General features: G+C 56.7%; 16 protein-coding genes. 5 read left to right on the forward strand and 11 right to left on the reverse strand.

Translation table 11 applies throughout. The annotated features are described in order from the left end of the window. Positions 1 to 6: 6 nt before the first annotated feature. The 5 genes from QN359_RS07495 to QN359_RS07515 form a co-directional block, all read right to left on the reverse strand. A complete protein-coding gene (locus QN359_RS07495; protein WP_322250489.1) occupies positions 7 to 1,185 on the reverse strand; it encodes an acyl-CoA dehydrogenase family protein in 1,179 nt (392 codons plus the stop codon). Position 1,186: 1 nt separating this feature from the next. After that, a complete protein-coding gene (locus QN359_RS07500) occupies positions 1,187 to 1,426 on the reverse strand; it encodes an acyl carrier protein (protein WP_416200217.1) in 240 nt (79 codons plus the stop codon). A 45-nt stretch (positions 1,427 to 1,471) separates the two neighbouring features. Beyond that, positions 1,472 to 1,924: a holo-ACP synthase gene (gene acpS / locus QN359_RS07505; RefSeq protein ID WP_322250490.1), complete on the reverse strand. Its 453-nt coding sequence runs from the start codon at positions 1,922 to 1,924 to the stop codon at positions 1,472 to 1,474. Positions 1,925 to 2,062: 138 nt separating this feature from the next. Beyond that, positions 2,063 to 2,788, reverse strand: a complete 726-nt coding sequence (locus tag QN359_RS07510; RefSeq protein ID WP_322250491.1) for a DUF3108 domain-containing protein — start codon at positions 2,786 to 2,788, stop codon at positions 2,063 to 2,065. Continuing rightward, a complete protein-coding gene (locus QN359_RS07515) occupies positions 2,778 to 3,869 on the reverse strand; it encodes a DUF3108 domain-containing protein (RefSeq protein WP_322250492.1) in 1,092 nt (363 codons plus the stop codon). The genes QN359_RS07510 and QN359_RS07515 overlap by 11 nt, the downstream gene beginning before the upstream one ends. Here QN359_RS07515 and QN359_RS07520 point away from each other — a divergent pair. After that, a complete protein-coding gene (locus tag QN359_RS07520; RefSeq protein WP_416200218.1) occupies positions 3,864 to 5,147 on the forward strand; it encodes a branched-chain amino acid ABC transporter substrate-binding protein in 1,284 nt (427 codons plus the stop codon). The two genes, QN359_RS07515 and QN359_RS07520, sit on opposite strands and share 6 nt — an antisense overlap. A 43-nt stretch (positions 5,148 to 5,190) precedes the next feature. Beyond that, the gene (locus QN359_RS07525) at positions 5,191 to 5,946 is read left to right on the forward strand and encodes a PhaM family polyhydroxyalkanoate granule multifunctional regulatory protein (protein ID WP_322250493.1); all 756 of its coding nucleotides are present in this window, start codon (positions 5,191 to 5,193) and stop codon (positions 5,944 to 5,946) included. Between the two features lie 20 nt (positions 5,947 to 5,966). On the opposite strand, the gene QN359_RS07530 is transcribed toward QN359_RS07525, so the two are convergent. Continuing rightward, positions 5,967 to 6,863, reverse strand: coding sequence for a LysR family transcriptional regulator (locus QN359_RS07530; protein ID WP_322250494.1), 897 nt, complete (start codon positions 6,861 to 6,863; stop codon positions 5,967 to 5,969). A 107-nt stretch (positions 6,864 to 6,970) separates the two neighbouring features. Here QN359_RS07530 and QN359_RS07535 point away from each other — a divergent pair, with 107 nt between their 5' ends. Continuing rightward, positions 6,971 to 8,002: a YeiH family protein gene (locus QN359_RS07535; protein ID WP_322250495.1), complete on the forward strand. Its 1,032-nt coding sequence runs from the start codon at positions 6,971 to 6,973 to the stop codon at positions 8,000 to 8,002. Here the strand turns inward: QN359_RS07535 and QN359_RS07540 are convergent. Beyond that, positions 7,974 to 8,537 (reverse strand): PadR family transcriptional regulator, encoded by a 564-nt coding sequence (locus QN359_RS07540; protein WP_322250496.1) that lies wholly within the window; start codon positions 8,535 to 8,537, stop codon positions 7,974 to 7,976. The genes QN359_RS07535 and QN359_RS07540 overlap by 29 nt on opposite strands. 150 nt (positions 8,538 to 8,687) lie before the next feature. Between QN359_RS07540 and QN359_RS07545 the strand changes: the two genes are divergently transcribed. Both QN359_RS07545 and QN359_RS07550 read left to right on the forward strand, forming a co-directional pair. Then, on the forward strand, positions 8,688 to 10,703 hold the full coding sequence (locus tag QN359_RS07545; RefSeq protein ID WP_322250497.1) for an NADPH-dependent 2,4-dienoyl-CoA reductase: 2,016 nt from the start codon (positions 8,688 to 8,690) through the stop codon (positions 10,701 to 10,703). Between the two features lie 19 nt (positions 10,704 to 10,722). Then, entirely contained in the window at positions 10,723 to 11,148 is a 426-nt protein-coding gene (locus QN359_RS07550) for a nuclear transport factor 2 family protein (protein WP_322250498.1), read from the forward strand. Here the strand turns inward: QN359_RS07550 and QN359_RS07555 are convergent. Genes QN359_RS07555 through QN359_RS07570 form a run of 4 tightly spaced genes read right to left on the reverse strand, consistent with a single transcriptional unit; the run spans position 11,145 to position 13,470 of the window. Then, entirely contained in the window at positions 11,145 to 11,591 is a 447-nt protein-coding gene (locus QN359_RS07555) for a nuclear transport factor 2 family protein (protein ID WP_322250499.1), read from the reverse strand. The two genes, QN359_RS07550 and QN359_RS07555, sit on opposite strands and share 4 nt — an antisense overlap. Further along, complete coding sequence (locus tag QN359_RS07560) at positions 11,592 to 12,359, reverse strand: SDR family NAD(P)-dependent oxidoreductase (protein ID WP_322250500.1); 768 nt, start codon at positions 12,357 to 12,359, stop codon at positions 11,592 to 11,594. It abuts the gene before it with no gap. Continuing rightward, entirely contained in the window at positions 12,356 to 12,901 is a 546-nt protein-coding gene (locus QN359_RS07565; RefSeq protein ID WP_322250501.1) for a DUF3833 domain-containing protein, read from the reverse strand. Before QN359_RS07565 ends, QN359_RS07560 begins: the two co-directional genes overlap by 4 nt. Beyond that, on the reverse strand, positions 12,898 to 13,470 hold the full coding sequence (locus QN359_RS07570) for a chalcone isomerase family protein (RefSeq protein WP_322250502.1): 573 nt from the start codon (positions 13,468 to 13,470) through the stop codon (positions 12,898 to 12,900). Before QN359_RS07570 ends, QN359_RS07565 begins: the two co-directional genes overlap by 4 nt.

Consider the following 13,470-nt stretch of genomic DNA (forward strand, 5'->3'; position numbering starts at 1 on the left):
CGGTACTTAGTCGTCTTTAAGTACTAACAACAGATTGGCATTGGTCGCAAGCATACGGTCGTTACCGACCATCAGCGCCGCCGACAAGCTGTCGCGCAGATGGCGGCTCATCGAATACGGCTGGTCATTACGGTAGGCTTGGATGCCGCAAATTTGCAGCGCTTTCATGACCAACTGCGGCAAGGCTTCGCTGGCGGCGATTTTAAGATTATTTATTTTGACTGAGTACGATAGCGACGACAGCACCCCGTCGGCCGTTTGCTCGGCCTGGCTCAAGAGCTGATATTCGTGCAGACAGGCGGCCACGGCACTGCGTAAACTTTGCTGCATGCTGACCAGTTCGGCCAAGCGCAGCGCAGTTGGCGGCACCGTACCCGGTGCCCGGCGCGCCTGCTGTCGTACAAAGGCGCGCGCCTTGTTGACGGCCGCCGCGGCGCAGCCGGTCCAACAACCGCCCCACAACAGATGCGAGACCGGGACCACGGTTTGCGCCGCCATGCTGGCGAAGTCGGTGTCGATGATTTGTGCCGCGTGGCCGTGGGCTGCCAAATCAAATGGCGGGCTGCAGGTGCCGCGCATGCCCATGGTGTCCCACACACCGGTGGCGGTGAGCGTGTAATCGGTTTTCTGCAGCAGCACCAGGACCTGATCATTGCCGGCCGCTTGCGGGTTGCGGCGTGCCGTGACCAGCAAGGCATCGGCCTGGGCACCGTAAGAAACCGTGCTGGCGTGTTTGCTCAGTTTAAAGTACTCACCCTCGTGCGCATCGTCAGATTCCAGCGCACACAGACTGTGCCGCATTTCGCCGCCAACCCCGATCTCAGACGTCACCGAAGCGATCAGATATTGATGCCGTACCAATTGCTTCAGATAATCGCGATACCATTCTTGATCGAGCGCGTGCTCTACCAAGGTGATCACTTGAATCTGATGCATTGCAAAAATCATCGCCGTGGCGGCGCAATGGCGTGCCAGTGCATCGCAGATTTCTACCAATTCCGCCAAGCTGGCACCGGCACCACCGTATTCGGTCGGTATATAGGCGCTCAGCAGTTGTTCCTGTTTCAAGGCCATCACGGCTGCCAACGGAAAACGCGCATCGTGGTCAACCGCGTCGGCATCTGGCGCGGCAACTTCTTTGGCGACGCGGTGCGCGGCCAGCAACAGGGCAGAGGTGGCGGCCATCTCAGGCGGTCAATTCTTGCAGCGCTGCGGCGATGGCATTGATACTCTCGAACACGCTGCGCTTGAGCATACGGTCCGGGAATTCGACATTGAAGGCATCTTCCAAGGCTAGCATGACATTGACGCTGGCATGCGAGGTCATACCGGCTTGATACAAGTCGGCTGCGTCATCGAGCTGGTCAGCGGCGACGGCGAATTTTCCGTGTTCAGCGAGCACTTGACGAATTTGTTGTTTGATCATACGAAGACTTTCGGTTTTTTATTAATCACAAAAATAGATAAGGGCTTATCTGCGGCGGCAATGGAGCAGGACGGTGGCACTGGCATACTCGTGTTCATGGCTGAGGCTGACTTGCGCCTCATGCAACTGCATCTGCTGCGCCAAGCTGCGCGCCGCGCCAGTCAGACACAGGACAGGGCTGCCATTATTTTTCTTATGTACGGCAATCGCATGCCACGGCAGCGCATAGTTCGCCGCCACGGCGAGCGCTTTCATGGTGGCTTCTTTCGCGGCGAAGCGGGCGGCCAGACTGGCGCTGCGATGGCTGCCGTCTGCCGTCAGACAGTCGTGCAGTTCGCGTGCAGTGAACAAGCGTTGCAAATAGCGGAGTCCGAAGCGGGCCATCGATTGCTCGATTTCCGGTATCCAAACCAGGTCGGTGCCGAGTCGCGTGGCCGCGCTGCGCGCCGGTCGGCGCGCACGCACAGTGAAATTCGAGAAAGAGGATGGGCCATGCATGACTGTCTGCAGTAAAGAGTGCGAAGTCTTAAGAATAGCCGAATGCCAACTGTTTCAGCAGGGGAAAATGCAGATTATTGCGTGTATTTATAAAAACATTGTTAAAAAATTTCCGCTTGGAAATTTATCGTATCGACATCAGAATTTTTTTACGCTTTCTAGCAATTGATCAACATATTCTCCTTCGGCATCGCTGAATTTCACCCGTACCGGATACCATTCCAAGTCCGGAGCCAGCCAAATATCGAGGGTTTGATCTTTCGAATCGGGCGGCGGTGCTTTACTGATATGCAGGGTAGTGAATTCACCGAGTGCTGTGTGCAGCGGTTCGGCTGCCAGTACCTTGAAGGTCCATGGTTCGGCGTCGCGGCGGCCGGCCACAAACATCGACCATTCACTGCCCGGCTTGACCGCGGCACCGGCCGCGCGCGCCAATGCTACCAACTGCCAAACTGCGCTGGTGCGGTCTTGTTCGCCGCCATTGAGTGGGTAAGTCTGCGCTGAGGTACTGAAACGTAATAATTTCTTGCTACGCTCAAAACTGGTTACGGTAGCGTCTTTACCGAAGCGTTTCTCGGTAAAACTATCGGGCGCAAGGCCATGGGCATCGATGCTGCCGACGCTGTCGGCATTGAGAATTTTACCGAACAGCATGGCACGGGTCTCGGTCAGGATGGCATATTTTTTTTCTGTCAGTTGCCACTTGACGCTGGCCGTACCACTCAAGGCGATACCGCTTTGCTTGGCCTTGATGGTGTACAGCAGTTCACCGGCCGGTGGCAACTGAAACGGCGTGATGGCGGCGGCAGTCGGTGTGCTGCTCAGTGCCAGCAGTAGGGCTGGAATAAGAAAATCAAGGCGCATGGTCGGCTTCCAAATCGTTGGTAAAAGTAATGCTGCTCATGGTTTGAGTGGTGACCGCACCATCTGGTTCAGTATTACGTATTTGAACAGGATACCAGTGATAATCGGGTGCTAACCAAATTTCCAAACTGGAATTATAGGCACCGGCGCGCGCCGGGCGCAGCAAATGCCAGGCCGTAATACTGCCGACCCCGGTTGCGATGGTTTCCAGCGTACCGACTTGGAATAGAAAGCGGTGCGCCGCACTCTCTTCGGCCACTTGGACTTCAATCTGTTGACCGGTATGAAATTCTGCCGCCGCCGCCATACCGGCCAGTTGCATGAAGATGGAAGCGCGATCTTGCGCACCGCTGAGTAAGGCGACGCTCGCGGCTTGAGCAGAAAAATTGATACGCCCCTGTGCATAATCGAAGCGCGTACTGGTTTCGTCATGGCCGCGGCGAGTTTCGCGCATGGTCTGCGGCTGTATTCCTTGGCTATCGATGCGTCCCTCGCTCTGTAAGCGGTACAGGCGCAAGCTCGTCAGCAGCAGATCGAGCGAGGCATCGATCTGCATACGGTAGGCGTGCTCGTTACGTTGCCACACAAAGTCAGCGATGCCATAGACCGGATTGCGCTGCGTCTGCCGCACGACTTTCATGCGCATGCTACCGGAGGGCGGCAAGTGCAGCGGCAGCGGCGCTGGCGCAGGCACCAGCGGCTCTGCTGGCGGTGCTGGTGCTGTTGGCGTCGGCGCGGCGACGCGGCTGGGCGCTGCCGCCGTGGCATCCGTCTGCAGCGGCGCGCTATCGCTTGTGCTGATGGCATCGGCCTGACTGGGCGTGAGCGGCGGCGGCTGGTGTGGCAGCGCTGCTGGCGCTGGGCGCTGCGCTGGTGTTGGCCGTACCGGCGGCGGCGGCGCTGGCGCTTGCAAAAATACGGTTTGCAGCGCGCTTGGCAGTTGCAGCGGCGGCGGCACAAAGCGGGCGTGTTCGAAGACTAGCCATATCAGGCCATGTAAACACAGCACCAGAGTGAGAAACAGCAGTGGCCGGCGCGGCAAGCGCGCGTAAAATGCTGTTTTGGAGGAAGAAAAATGCATGAACTGTTCTTTTTACGTACCGTGTGCGCACTATCGCTGATGATGGCCATGCTCGTCAATACGCCGGCCTTGGCCGACACGGGCAGCTTAGCACCGATACGCATCGCCATGATCGAAGGCGTCAGTGGGCCTTTCGCGAACGCCGGCCTGGCCGTCGAGCATAATTTGCAGTTTGCGCTAGATCAGATCAATGCGCGCGGTGGGGTAGGTCTGCCCGACGGTCGCCATGCGCTGCGCTTGACGGTGTTTGATAACAAACAAGGCATAGAAGAATCGCTGATCGCATTCAAACATGCGAGTGACCAGGGTTTTTCCTTCATCGTGCAAGGCAATAGCTCGGCCGTGGCGCAGGCCTTGTTATCGGCCGTGAACAAGCATAATCAGCGCATGCCGACACAGCGGCTGTTGTTTCTGAATTATGCGGCGGTTGATCCGGCGCTGACGAATGAACAATGCAGTGTCTGGCATTTTCGTTTCGATGCCCATGCCGATATGCGCATGCATGTGCTGACCGAAGTGATTAAAGAGGATGCGCGCGCCAAAAAAGTCTATTTGATCGGACAGGATTACAGCTTCGGACGCCAAGTCAACCAGTCGGCCCGTGCCATGCTCGCGCAAAAACGCCCCGATATCGCCATCGTCGGCGACGAGCTGCATGCGCTCGGCAAGATCAAAGATTTTGCCCCGTATGCGGCAAAAATCAAAGCTTCGGGCGCTGACAGTGTGATTACCGGTAATTGGGGCAATGATCTGACCTTACTGATCAAAGCGGTCAAAGAGGCTGGCATGGACCTCAAATTTTATACTTTTTACGCCAATGCACTCGGTGCCCCGGCCGCCATCGGTAGCGCTGGGGTAGGGCGCGTGTATGCGGTGGCAGAATGGCATCCGAATGCAGGGGGCCGTGCCAGCGATGCCTATTACCAAAGCTTTCGGCAGTCTTATCCGGCCGCCCAAGACGATTATTTACATCTGCGCATGCATGTGATGATCGCCATGTTGGCGGCAGCGATAGAGCGAGCCGGCAGCAGCGAGGCCGCTGCCGTTGCCGCCGCGCTGGCCGGGGCAAGCTTTGACAATGGCTTTTATACGGCCAGCATGCGTGCCGCCGATCATCAGTTACTGCCGGCACTATATGTTACCGTGATGGGCAGACAAGGCGACGCCGGCGTGCGTTTTGACAATGAAGGCAGCCATTATGGATTTAAAACCGCACGTTACTTCGCCCCCGCATTGACGGCCTTGCCGAGCTCATGCAAGATGGATGGCAGAAAATAAATTTGCCTACGCTCGCAGTTTGCGTCACCAACAGGAGAGTTTGATGAACAACCCCTTTTCCGGTATCGATCCGTCAGCCATGAATTCGATGAGCGATCCGCTCGGCTTTGTGAAAAAACTCTGGGGCAATATGCCCATCCCCGGCATGGTGGCACCGCCGATGTCGGTCGATGAGCTCGATAAAAAAATTCAAGACTTGAAAACTGTCGAATCTTGGCTCACCGTGAACATGAACATGTTGCGCGGCACCATACAAGCACTCGAAGTACAGCGCGCCACGCTATCGACGCTGCAGTCCCTCGGTGAAAGTTTCGCCCAGCATGTGCAAAAGGCCAGCGCTCCAGCCTCAAGTACTCCTGGCCCAAGTGCCGCGGCCGCTTGGCCCATGTCGACCCCGGTAGCAAGCCCGGCGCCACATCCCGACGAACAAGCCGATACCGAACACTATCCGGCCGCTGCACCAACTGCACCAGTCGAAGCGCACGCGCCAACTGTCACCACGCCGGCGCTGGCCACGCCCACCGCATGGTGGGGTTTGTTGCAAGACCAATTCAAGCAAGCCCTGACTCAGGCGCTCGTTTCTGATGCTAGTAGCGCAAGCGGCAGCGCCAGCACACACAGCAAGCCCGATAGTGCCGCCGCCGCACCGTCGGCACCGATGGCACCACAGACCAAGCCACGCCGTGCCAGCGCCGCCAAGCCAAGCAGTAAAACAGCGCCGCAGAGCGCTGCCAAAGTCAGTCCGAAAGCGAAACCGACTCCAAAAGCCACACCGAAAGCCGCAGCCAAGCGCACATAACTAAGCGCAGTGCTGGCCGCTCAGCCGACTGCATTTTCTTCCGCCAGTTGTCGGCGGCACAGCGCAAGAAAGCGCTGTAATCCGCCGGAGAGAATTTTTTCTTGATGGTAGATTAAGTAAAAACGTCGGTTCAACTGCGCCCATGGCAGCCGAATTTCGGCCAGCTCGTCGCGCGCCAAGCGTTCTTTCAGGGTGCGCCGTGACAGGCAGGCGATACCCAAGCCGGTGGCGACGGCCGCGATGATGGCTTCGGCGCTGCCGAGTTCGAGTACGCTGTTGAGATTGCCAAGATGCGGTGCCAACGCCGTTTCGGTGATTTCACGCGAACCCGAACCCGGTTCGCGCAAGATCCAGGCGGCCGCGCGCAAGTCTTCCGGCCTTGCTTCTTGATTCGCCAGCGCATGGTCGGCGCGACAAAATACCAGCATCTGATCGGCCAACCACGGCTCGGCGATCACGCGGCTGTCGTGGCAGGGCGCTTCGATCAGGCCGAAATCGGCGCGAAACCCGAGTACCGCTGCCACCGCATCGTGCGAATTGGCGATGGCGATCTCCAGGCGGCTATGCGGTTCGGCGCGCAAGAAAGCGGCCGCCAGTCCGGGCAGCACATCGTTGCCTATGGTCATGCTGGCGGCGAGCCGCAGCCGCACCGGTATGCCAGTGCGAAAACTGTGCTCGATATCGCTGGCACCATCTAACAAAGCCTCGGCCTTCGGCAGCAGATAGCGGCCATTCTCATTCAACTGCAGGCGCTTACCGACGCGGTTGAACAAGGGTTCGCCAAGTTGGCTTTCCAGTTCGGCCAGCGCGCTGCTGGCCGCCGATTGCGACATCGCCAACTGCAAGGCCGCCGCACTGCCGCTGCCGGCACGGGCGCTGGCAACGAAGACTTCGAGTTGGCGCAAGCTGATGCGCATGCTGATTCCTATATTGATAAAATCGATAACGATAATGAAGATAAACCGTTTTACCTGTTAAAGCAAGCTGACTAGACTGGCTGCTTACACGTTTTTCGGATAAGCATATGTCTTTTTCAAATAAACGAACTATTCTGCCTGGCCTCCTGTTCAGCGCCCTCATTGCTGCACTGGCAATGACGATCAGCCATGGCGGACACGCGCCGGTATCGGCACTGACACTGGCTTTGCTGTTCGGCTTACTCGCCGGTAACTTGTTGTCCCCGGCGTGGTCTGAGCGCCTGGCCGGTGGCATAGGTTTCAGTAAAAAAAATCTGTTGCAGTGGGGAATAGTTTTGTATGGCTTGCGCATCACATTTCAGCAAATCTCGGCAGTTGGCTGGCAGGGTTTGCTGATCAATCTCTTGGTACTCAGTTCCACCTTCTTGTTGGCTTACTGGTTAGGCACGCGGGTCTTGCGACTCGATGCCCACACTGCCATGCTGATCGGTGCCGGCAGCGCGATCTGCGGTTCCTCCGCCATCCTCGCCACGGAATCTGTGCTCAAGGCCGATGCTGCCAAGGTCGCCGTGGCAGTTTCCACCGTGGTCATCTTCGGCACCTGCGCCATGCTGCTCTACCCGCTGCTGTTCGAAATCAATCAGCATTGGCTGTGGTTTGCCGACGCCCACAGTTTCGGTATATTTACCGGCTCGACCATGCATGATGTCGGCCAAGTGGTGGCTGCTGGTTTGCAGATGGATGGGGCTGCGGCTGACGCGGCGGTGATCACCAAAATGCTGCGCGTGATGCTGCTGGCACCGTTTCTGCTGATCCTCTCACTCTGGACCAGCCGTCGGCACATTCAAGCCACGGCCTCAGCTACCGCCGGGACCATGACGATTCCTTGGTTTGCCTTGCTATTTATCGGCGTGGCCACGCTCAACTCGCTCACACAACTGCCGCCCGTTTGGAGCGCCACTGCGCTCCAGCTCGACAATCTCTTATTAGCCATGGCCACGGCCGCCCTCGGCTTGGCCACGCGACTGACGGCGCTGCGCCAAGCCGGTTTGAAACCCTTGTTGTTGGCGGCTATATTGTTTGCCTATCTGATGCTCGGTGGTGGCTTGATCAATCAGCTCGTCGATCGCCTGCTATGAGTGACGGCGGCGCACACAAGACCTGCAAGGCTTCCTTGGTCCAAGCGATGCGACCTTCTTCAAATGCGATGCCGGCCTTGAGTATGAGGTAATGCAGGCGCGTTTCCCGCGACAGACAAGGCGCGCTGAAATCGCGTGCCTCAATGTGGCGGTAGTTGGCCAATTCCTGTTCATGCAATTGCAGACGGCGTTCGAATTCTGCTAGCAAACTCGCACTGCCCAGCGCCGCATCGGCACGCAGTCGTACCATTAAATCATCGCGCAGCCGCATCGGTGCACTGCTTTCCAATACCCAGCGCTGCAATTCAGCGCGGCCCGCCGCTAGCACCTCGAAGCGCCGTTTGCCAGCACGGCCGCCTGCCACTTCCTCCGACTGCACCCAGTTTTGTTCTTCCATGCGTGCCAGTTCACGATAAATTTGCTGGTGTGTTGCGTGCCAGAAATATCCTATCGATTTATCGAAACGGCGCGCCAAGTCGTAACCAGAACATGGTTTTTCGACCAGCGAAGTGAGCAGAGCGTGGGGTAAAGACATAGGTGCAGACTAATTTAGAAGAATGATTCGGGGAGAATTACCACATTTTATATGCACCCGTGGTTGCATAACTAAAATGATTTCGTTATTCTCTTATGCAATTGGTTGCATAAACCCCGTTACCCTCATTGCCCTGTTAAGGAATGCCTTATGTCTTTCTATCCGCATCTGACCAAGCCACTCGACCTCGGCTTCACCACCTTACCGAACCGCTTGTTGATGGGCTCCATGCACGTCGGTTTGGAAGAAGTCGATAACGGCTTTGAACGCATGGCCGCCTTCTATGCCGAGCGTGCGCGCGGTGGCGTAGCCCTGATCGTTACCGGCGGCATTGCCCCGAACGAGAGAGCCCGACCTATGCAGGGTGGTGCCATGCTGACTACCGCAGCCGAAGCCGAACACCACAAAATCGTTACCGCAGCAGTGCACCGCGAAGGTGGAAAAATCGCCATGCAAATCCTGCATTTTGGCCGTTATTCATATCAACCGAGTTTAGTCGCACCGAGCGCGCTTAAGGCCCCGATCAACCCGTTCACCCCGCATGCCTTGACGACCGCAGAAGTCGCCGAAACCATCGCTGATTTCGTGCGCTGCGCCGGTTTGGCACAGTCGGCCGGTTACGATGGCGTGGAAGTGATGGGTTCGGAAGGTTATCTGATCAATGAATTCATTGCCCAGCGCACCAATCAACGCGACGACGAATGGGGTGGCGAGTATCAAAACCGTATCCGCTTTCCAGTCGAAATCGTGCGTCGCATTCGCGCCCAAGTCGGCCCCAACTTCATTATCATCTATCGTCTGTCGATGATCGATTTAGTCGAAGGCGGCTCGACGCTCGACGAAGTGATCAGCTTGGCACAAGCCATCGAAGCGGCCGGTGCCACCATTATCAATACCGGCATAGGTTGGCACGAAGCGCGCATTCCAACCATCGCTACCAAGGTACCGCGCGCCGCCTTCGCCTGGGTTACGCAAAAACTCAAGCAGCATGTCAGCATTCCGCTGGTCGCGACCAATCGTATCAATACCCCGGAAATCGCCGAACAACTGTTGGCCGATAATTTCTGCGACATGGTATCGATGGCGCGGCCGCTGTTGGCAGACCCGCTGTTCATGCGCAAGGCCGAACAAGGCCGCGCCGATGAAATCAATACCTGCATAGGCTGTAATCAGGCTTGCTTGGACCATACTTTCGGCGGCAAAGTCACCTCTTGCCTGGTCAATCCGCGCGCTTGTCATGAAACCGAACTCATCGATGCACCGCTGGGCTCAATCAAACGCATTGCCGTCGTTGGTGCCGGACCGGCCGGCCTGGCTTTCGCCACCACCGCCGCCAAGCGCGGCCATAGCGTGAGCTTGTTTGATGCTGGCAGCGAAATCGGTGGTCAGTTCAACATCGCCAAACAAATTCCCGGCAAGGAAGAGTTTTACGAAACCCTGCGCTACTTTGCCAAGCAAATCAGTCTGTCGAACATCACGCTGCGCCTCAATACCATGGTGAGCGCGGCGGATCTGCAAGACTTCGACGAAATCGTGCTGGCGACCGGCATCACCCCGCGCCGTCCTGATATCGACGGCATCGATCACCCGAAAGTGCTCAGTTATCTCGATGTCTTGCGCGATAAAGCCGTGGTCGGAAAAACCGTCGCCATCATCGGTGCCGGTGGCATCGGCTTTGATGTGGCCGAATACCTGAGTCACAGCGGCACCAGCCCTAGTCTTGATCCGGCTAAATTTTTCGCCGAGTGGGGTGTCGATACTAACTATGCGCATGCCGGTGGTATATGCGCCGCCGTGGTGGAAGCCCCGGCGCGGCAGATTTATCTGTTGCAGCGTAAGAGTGCCAAAGTCGGCGACGGCCTCGGTAAAACCACCGGCTGGATCCACCGCACCGGATTGAAAAACCGCGGTGTGCACATGCTGGCCGGCGTCAGCTACCAAAAAATCGACGATGCCGGTTTGCATCTGACGATAGATGGTCAGCAAAAAACCATACCGGTCGACCATGTGATTTTGTGCGCCGGTCAGGAACCGCGCCGCGATTTGCAAGCGGCCTTGGCAGCGGTCGGCAAGAGCGTGCACCTGATCGGTGGTGCCGATGTCGCCAGCGAACTCGATGCCAAACGCGCCATCGATCAGGGTACTCGATTGGCCGCAGTAATTTGATCACTGAAGAAAGCTGATCATGTCCTCACTCCACCCGCAAGTTTCTGTGTCACTGCAACGCTGGCACGACATGATCAGTCAGAACGACCTCTCGGCCTTGGCCGAGATCGTCCACCCCGACGCGGTGTTCCGTTCGCCGATGGCGCACCAGCCCTACACCAGCGCGGCTGCGGTCGTGCTGATCTTAAGCACGGTGTGCCAAGTGTTTGAAGACTTCCATTACGAACGCGAATTTATCGATCCCGACGGCTGCCAGGTCGCCTTGGAATTTTCTGCCAGAGTCGGTCAAAAGCAAATCAAGGGTATAGACTTGATTCGTTTCGACGTAGCTGGAAAGATCACCGACTTTGAAGTCATGGTGCGCCCTCTGAGTGGCCTGCAGGCGCTGGGACAAGCAATGAGTACACGCTTGGCCGCCTATCTGCCAGCCTATACAGCGCGTTAACGATTGGCAAAGCGCTTCAGAAAACGCATCAAGCTACCGAGCAGCGGCAGCTTTTCGTACAATTCTTCGGCGGCATCCCAATAATCTCGGTGCATACAGATGCGGCCGTTGGCGGTAAAGCGGACTTGCGTGGCACCGCGTATGCACTGCTGTTCACGCGCGAAGCGCGGCATGTGAAAGTAAAACTCCCAACACAAAAACGCCTTGTCTTCTTGCAAAATACTGGAAGTTACCAGAAAGCGCGGGTTCTCCACTTGCACAAACATGTGTTGAAAAATATGTGTGATTTTATCCAAACCCACGACTTCATTGAAGGGGTCTTTGAAATACGCATCGGCCGTATAGATGCTCGACAGATCGACGTAAGTGGCCGGGCTTAAGGTTTCGAAAAAATTGATCAGACGTGCCAGATCATCCTGGTGAGTGAAATCCAGATTGTGCATTTATAAGCCTGTCATTTTGTGAACCAGAGAAAAGTAAAGCCGATACGGCAGCAAACGCGCCAGTCGCAGCCAATTGGTAAAGCGTTTTGGAAAATGGATATGGAATTCGCCGCGCTCGATCCCGCGCACCAGCTCAATCGCGGCGGCATCGGAACTCATCAAAGCCGGCATGGCGAAATCATTTTTTGCCGTCAGTGCAGTTTGCACAAAACCGGGATTAATCAAATACACCGCATGATTTTTCGGTCGCAAATCAAGATACAGCGACTCGCACAAATTGATCAAGGCCGCCTTGCTCGGTCCATAGGCCAAAGCTTTCGGTAAACCGCTCAAGCCGGCTATCGAGGCGACGATGCCGATGCCGCCATAGCCTTGCGCCAGAAAATCGGGCAATAAAACATCCAGACATTGATAGACGCCGCGCACATTGATATCAAACAAGCGGTTAGCCGCGGCCAAATCGAATTGGTCGGCGCGCATTTCATCATACGAGCCGGCGACGATCAACACCAGATCGATGCCGCCCCAGGCTGCTTGTAATTCTGCATGAACCGCTTGCAGCGCAACATGGTCGGTCATATCCACGGCTGCCAGGCGCGCTGCTGCATAGCCGTGTGCCGCCTGCTCCAAGCCGGCTTGACTGCGGGCCGACAGTGCCACCGTGGCACCCTTGGAAAGCAAGAGCTGCGCGGTGGCCGCACCGATGCCGCTGGATGCACCGATCACCCAGATACGCTTGCCATGCCAATCGCGGATCGGCGGATTCATGGCTTGGAAAATGATAAAGTCACGCTGCCCAGTTCGACGCCGTATTTACGCATGATGGCGCGATTGAGCATGGTCTTGTCATCCATGAGCACCATGATATCGTCGAAATCGACATGGTAAGTGGTGCCGTCTACATCGAGTGCCAAGACATAATTCCAATGCAAGGTGTTGCCCGAAACAATGCCTTCTGCAGTGCCGATGACATCGGCAGCGCTACCGGTATACCGGCCGGGTGCGGTTTCTTTCAGTGTCCAGATGCGTGTCTGTTTGCTGCCGTCGGCATAGGTGAAATCTTCATGCAGGGTACCCACACCGTCTTTCCACGCGCATTGCATGATCACGGTAAAGCGCTTGACGACATGGCCAGAACGGTCTTGAAACATCCCCCAGGCTTGCAGGCGACCGTTGAAATACGTGCTTAGCGTCAGCTTCGGCGTTTCTTTTACATAGCGCCCAGGCTCGTAACTGGAGGCGCAAGAACTGAGCAATACGGCCAGACCTAAAGCCGCAGGAATTTTTTTCAACAGAGAGAGTTTCATCATGGCCTTTGGCTTGTTGTGACAGTCGGTTTAGAGGTGAGCAATTGCGTCCGCAGGGCTGGTGCGGAAGTGTTTGGCGCTAGCCAGATGGCAAAAAAAGCGTCGGCGAAGGCCGCATCGCGGATTTCGCCCAACCATGTGCCGTCGCGGTAAAAACGCGCTGCCGTGCCAGGAACGAAAATGCCGGTCAAATGCGTGCCGCTTTCTACATCGGGAAACAAGGCGCGCATTTGCTCCAGCCAGCGCTGACGTTGCGTTGCACTGCCACGCCCGAGTCGTTCGATTTGTTCTATGCTGGCCGCAGCGATTTTCTTTCCGTCGAGTGCGCGGGCATAGTGGAGATCGAGTGCCAGCCCATTTTCGTTGCTAGCGTTGGTGTCGCGCTTGTCGGCCTTGTCGTACAGTGTGGCCTCATAAATGAGTAAGCCAAACCAGCGAAAACTACCACTGCCACGCAGCGTCGCATACGGCAACTCCGCCTGTATGTGTGGCGGTAGCGTTTGCGCAGCGACGCTGCCGGCACCGAGCCAGAACAGCAGCGCGATGCCAGCGTAGACAAGAGACCGTTGCAT

The sequence above is a fragment of the Undibacterium sp. 5I2 genome, assembly GCF_035019605.1.
Classification (GTDB): Bacteria; Pseudomonadota; Gammaproteobacteria; order Burkholderiales; family Burkholderiaceae_D; genus Undibacterium.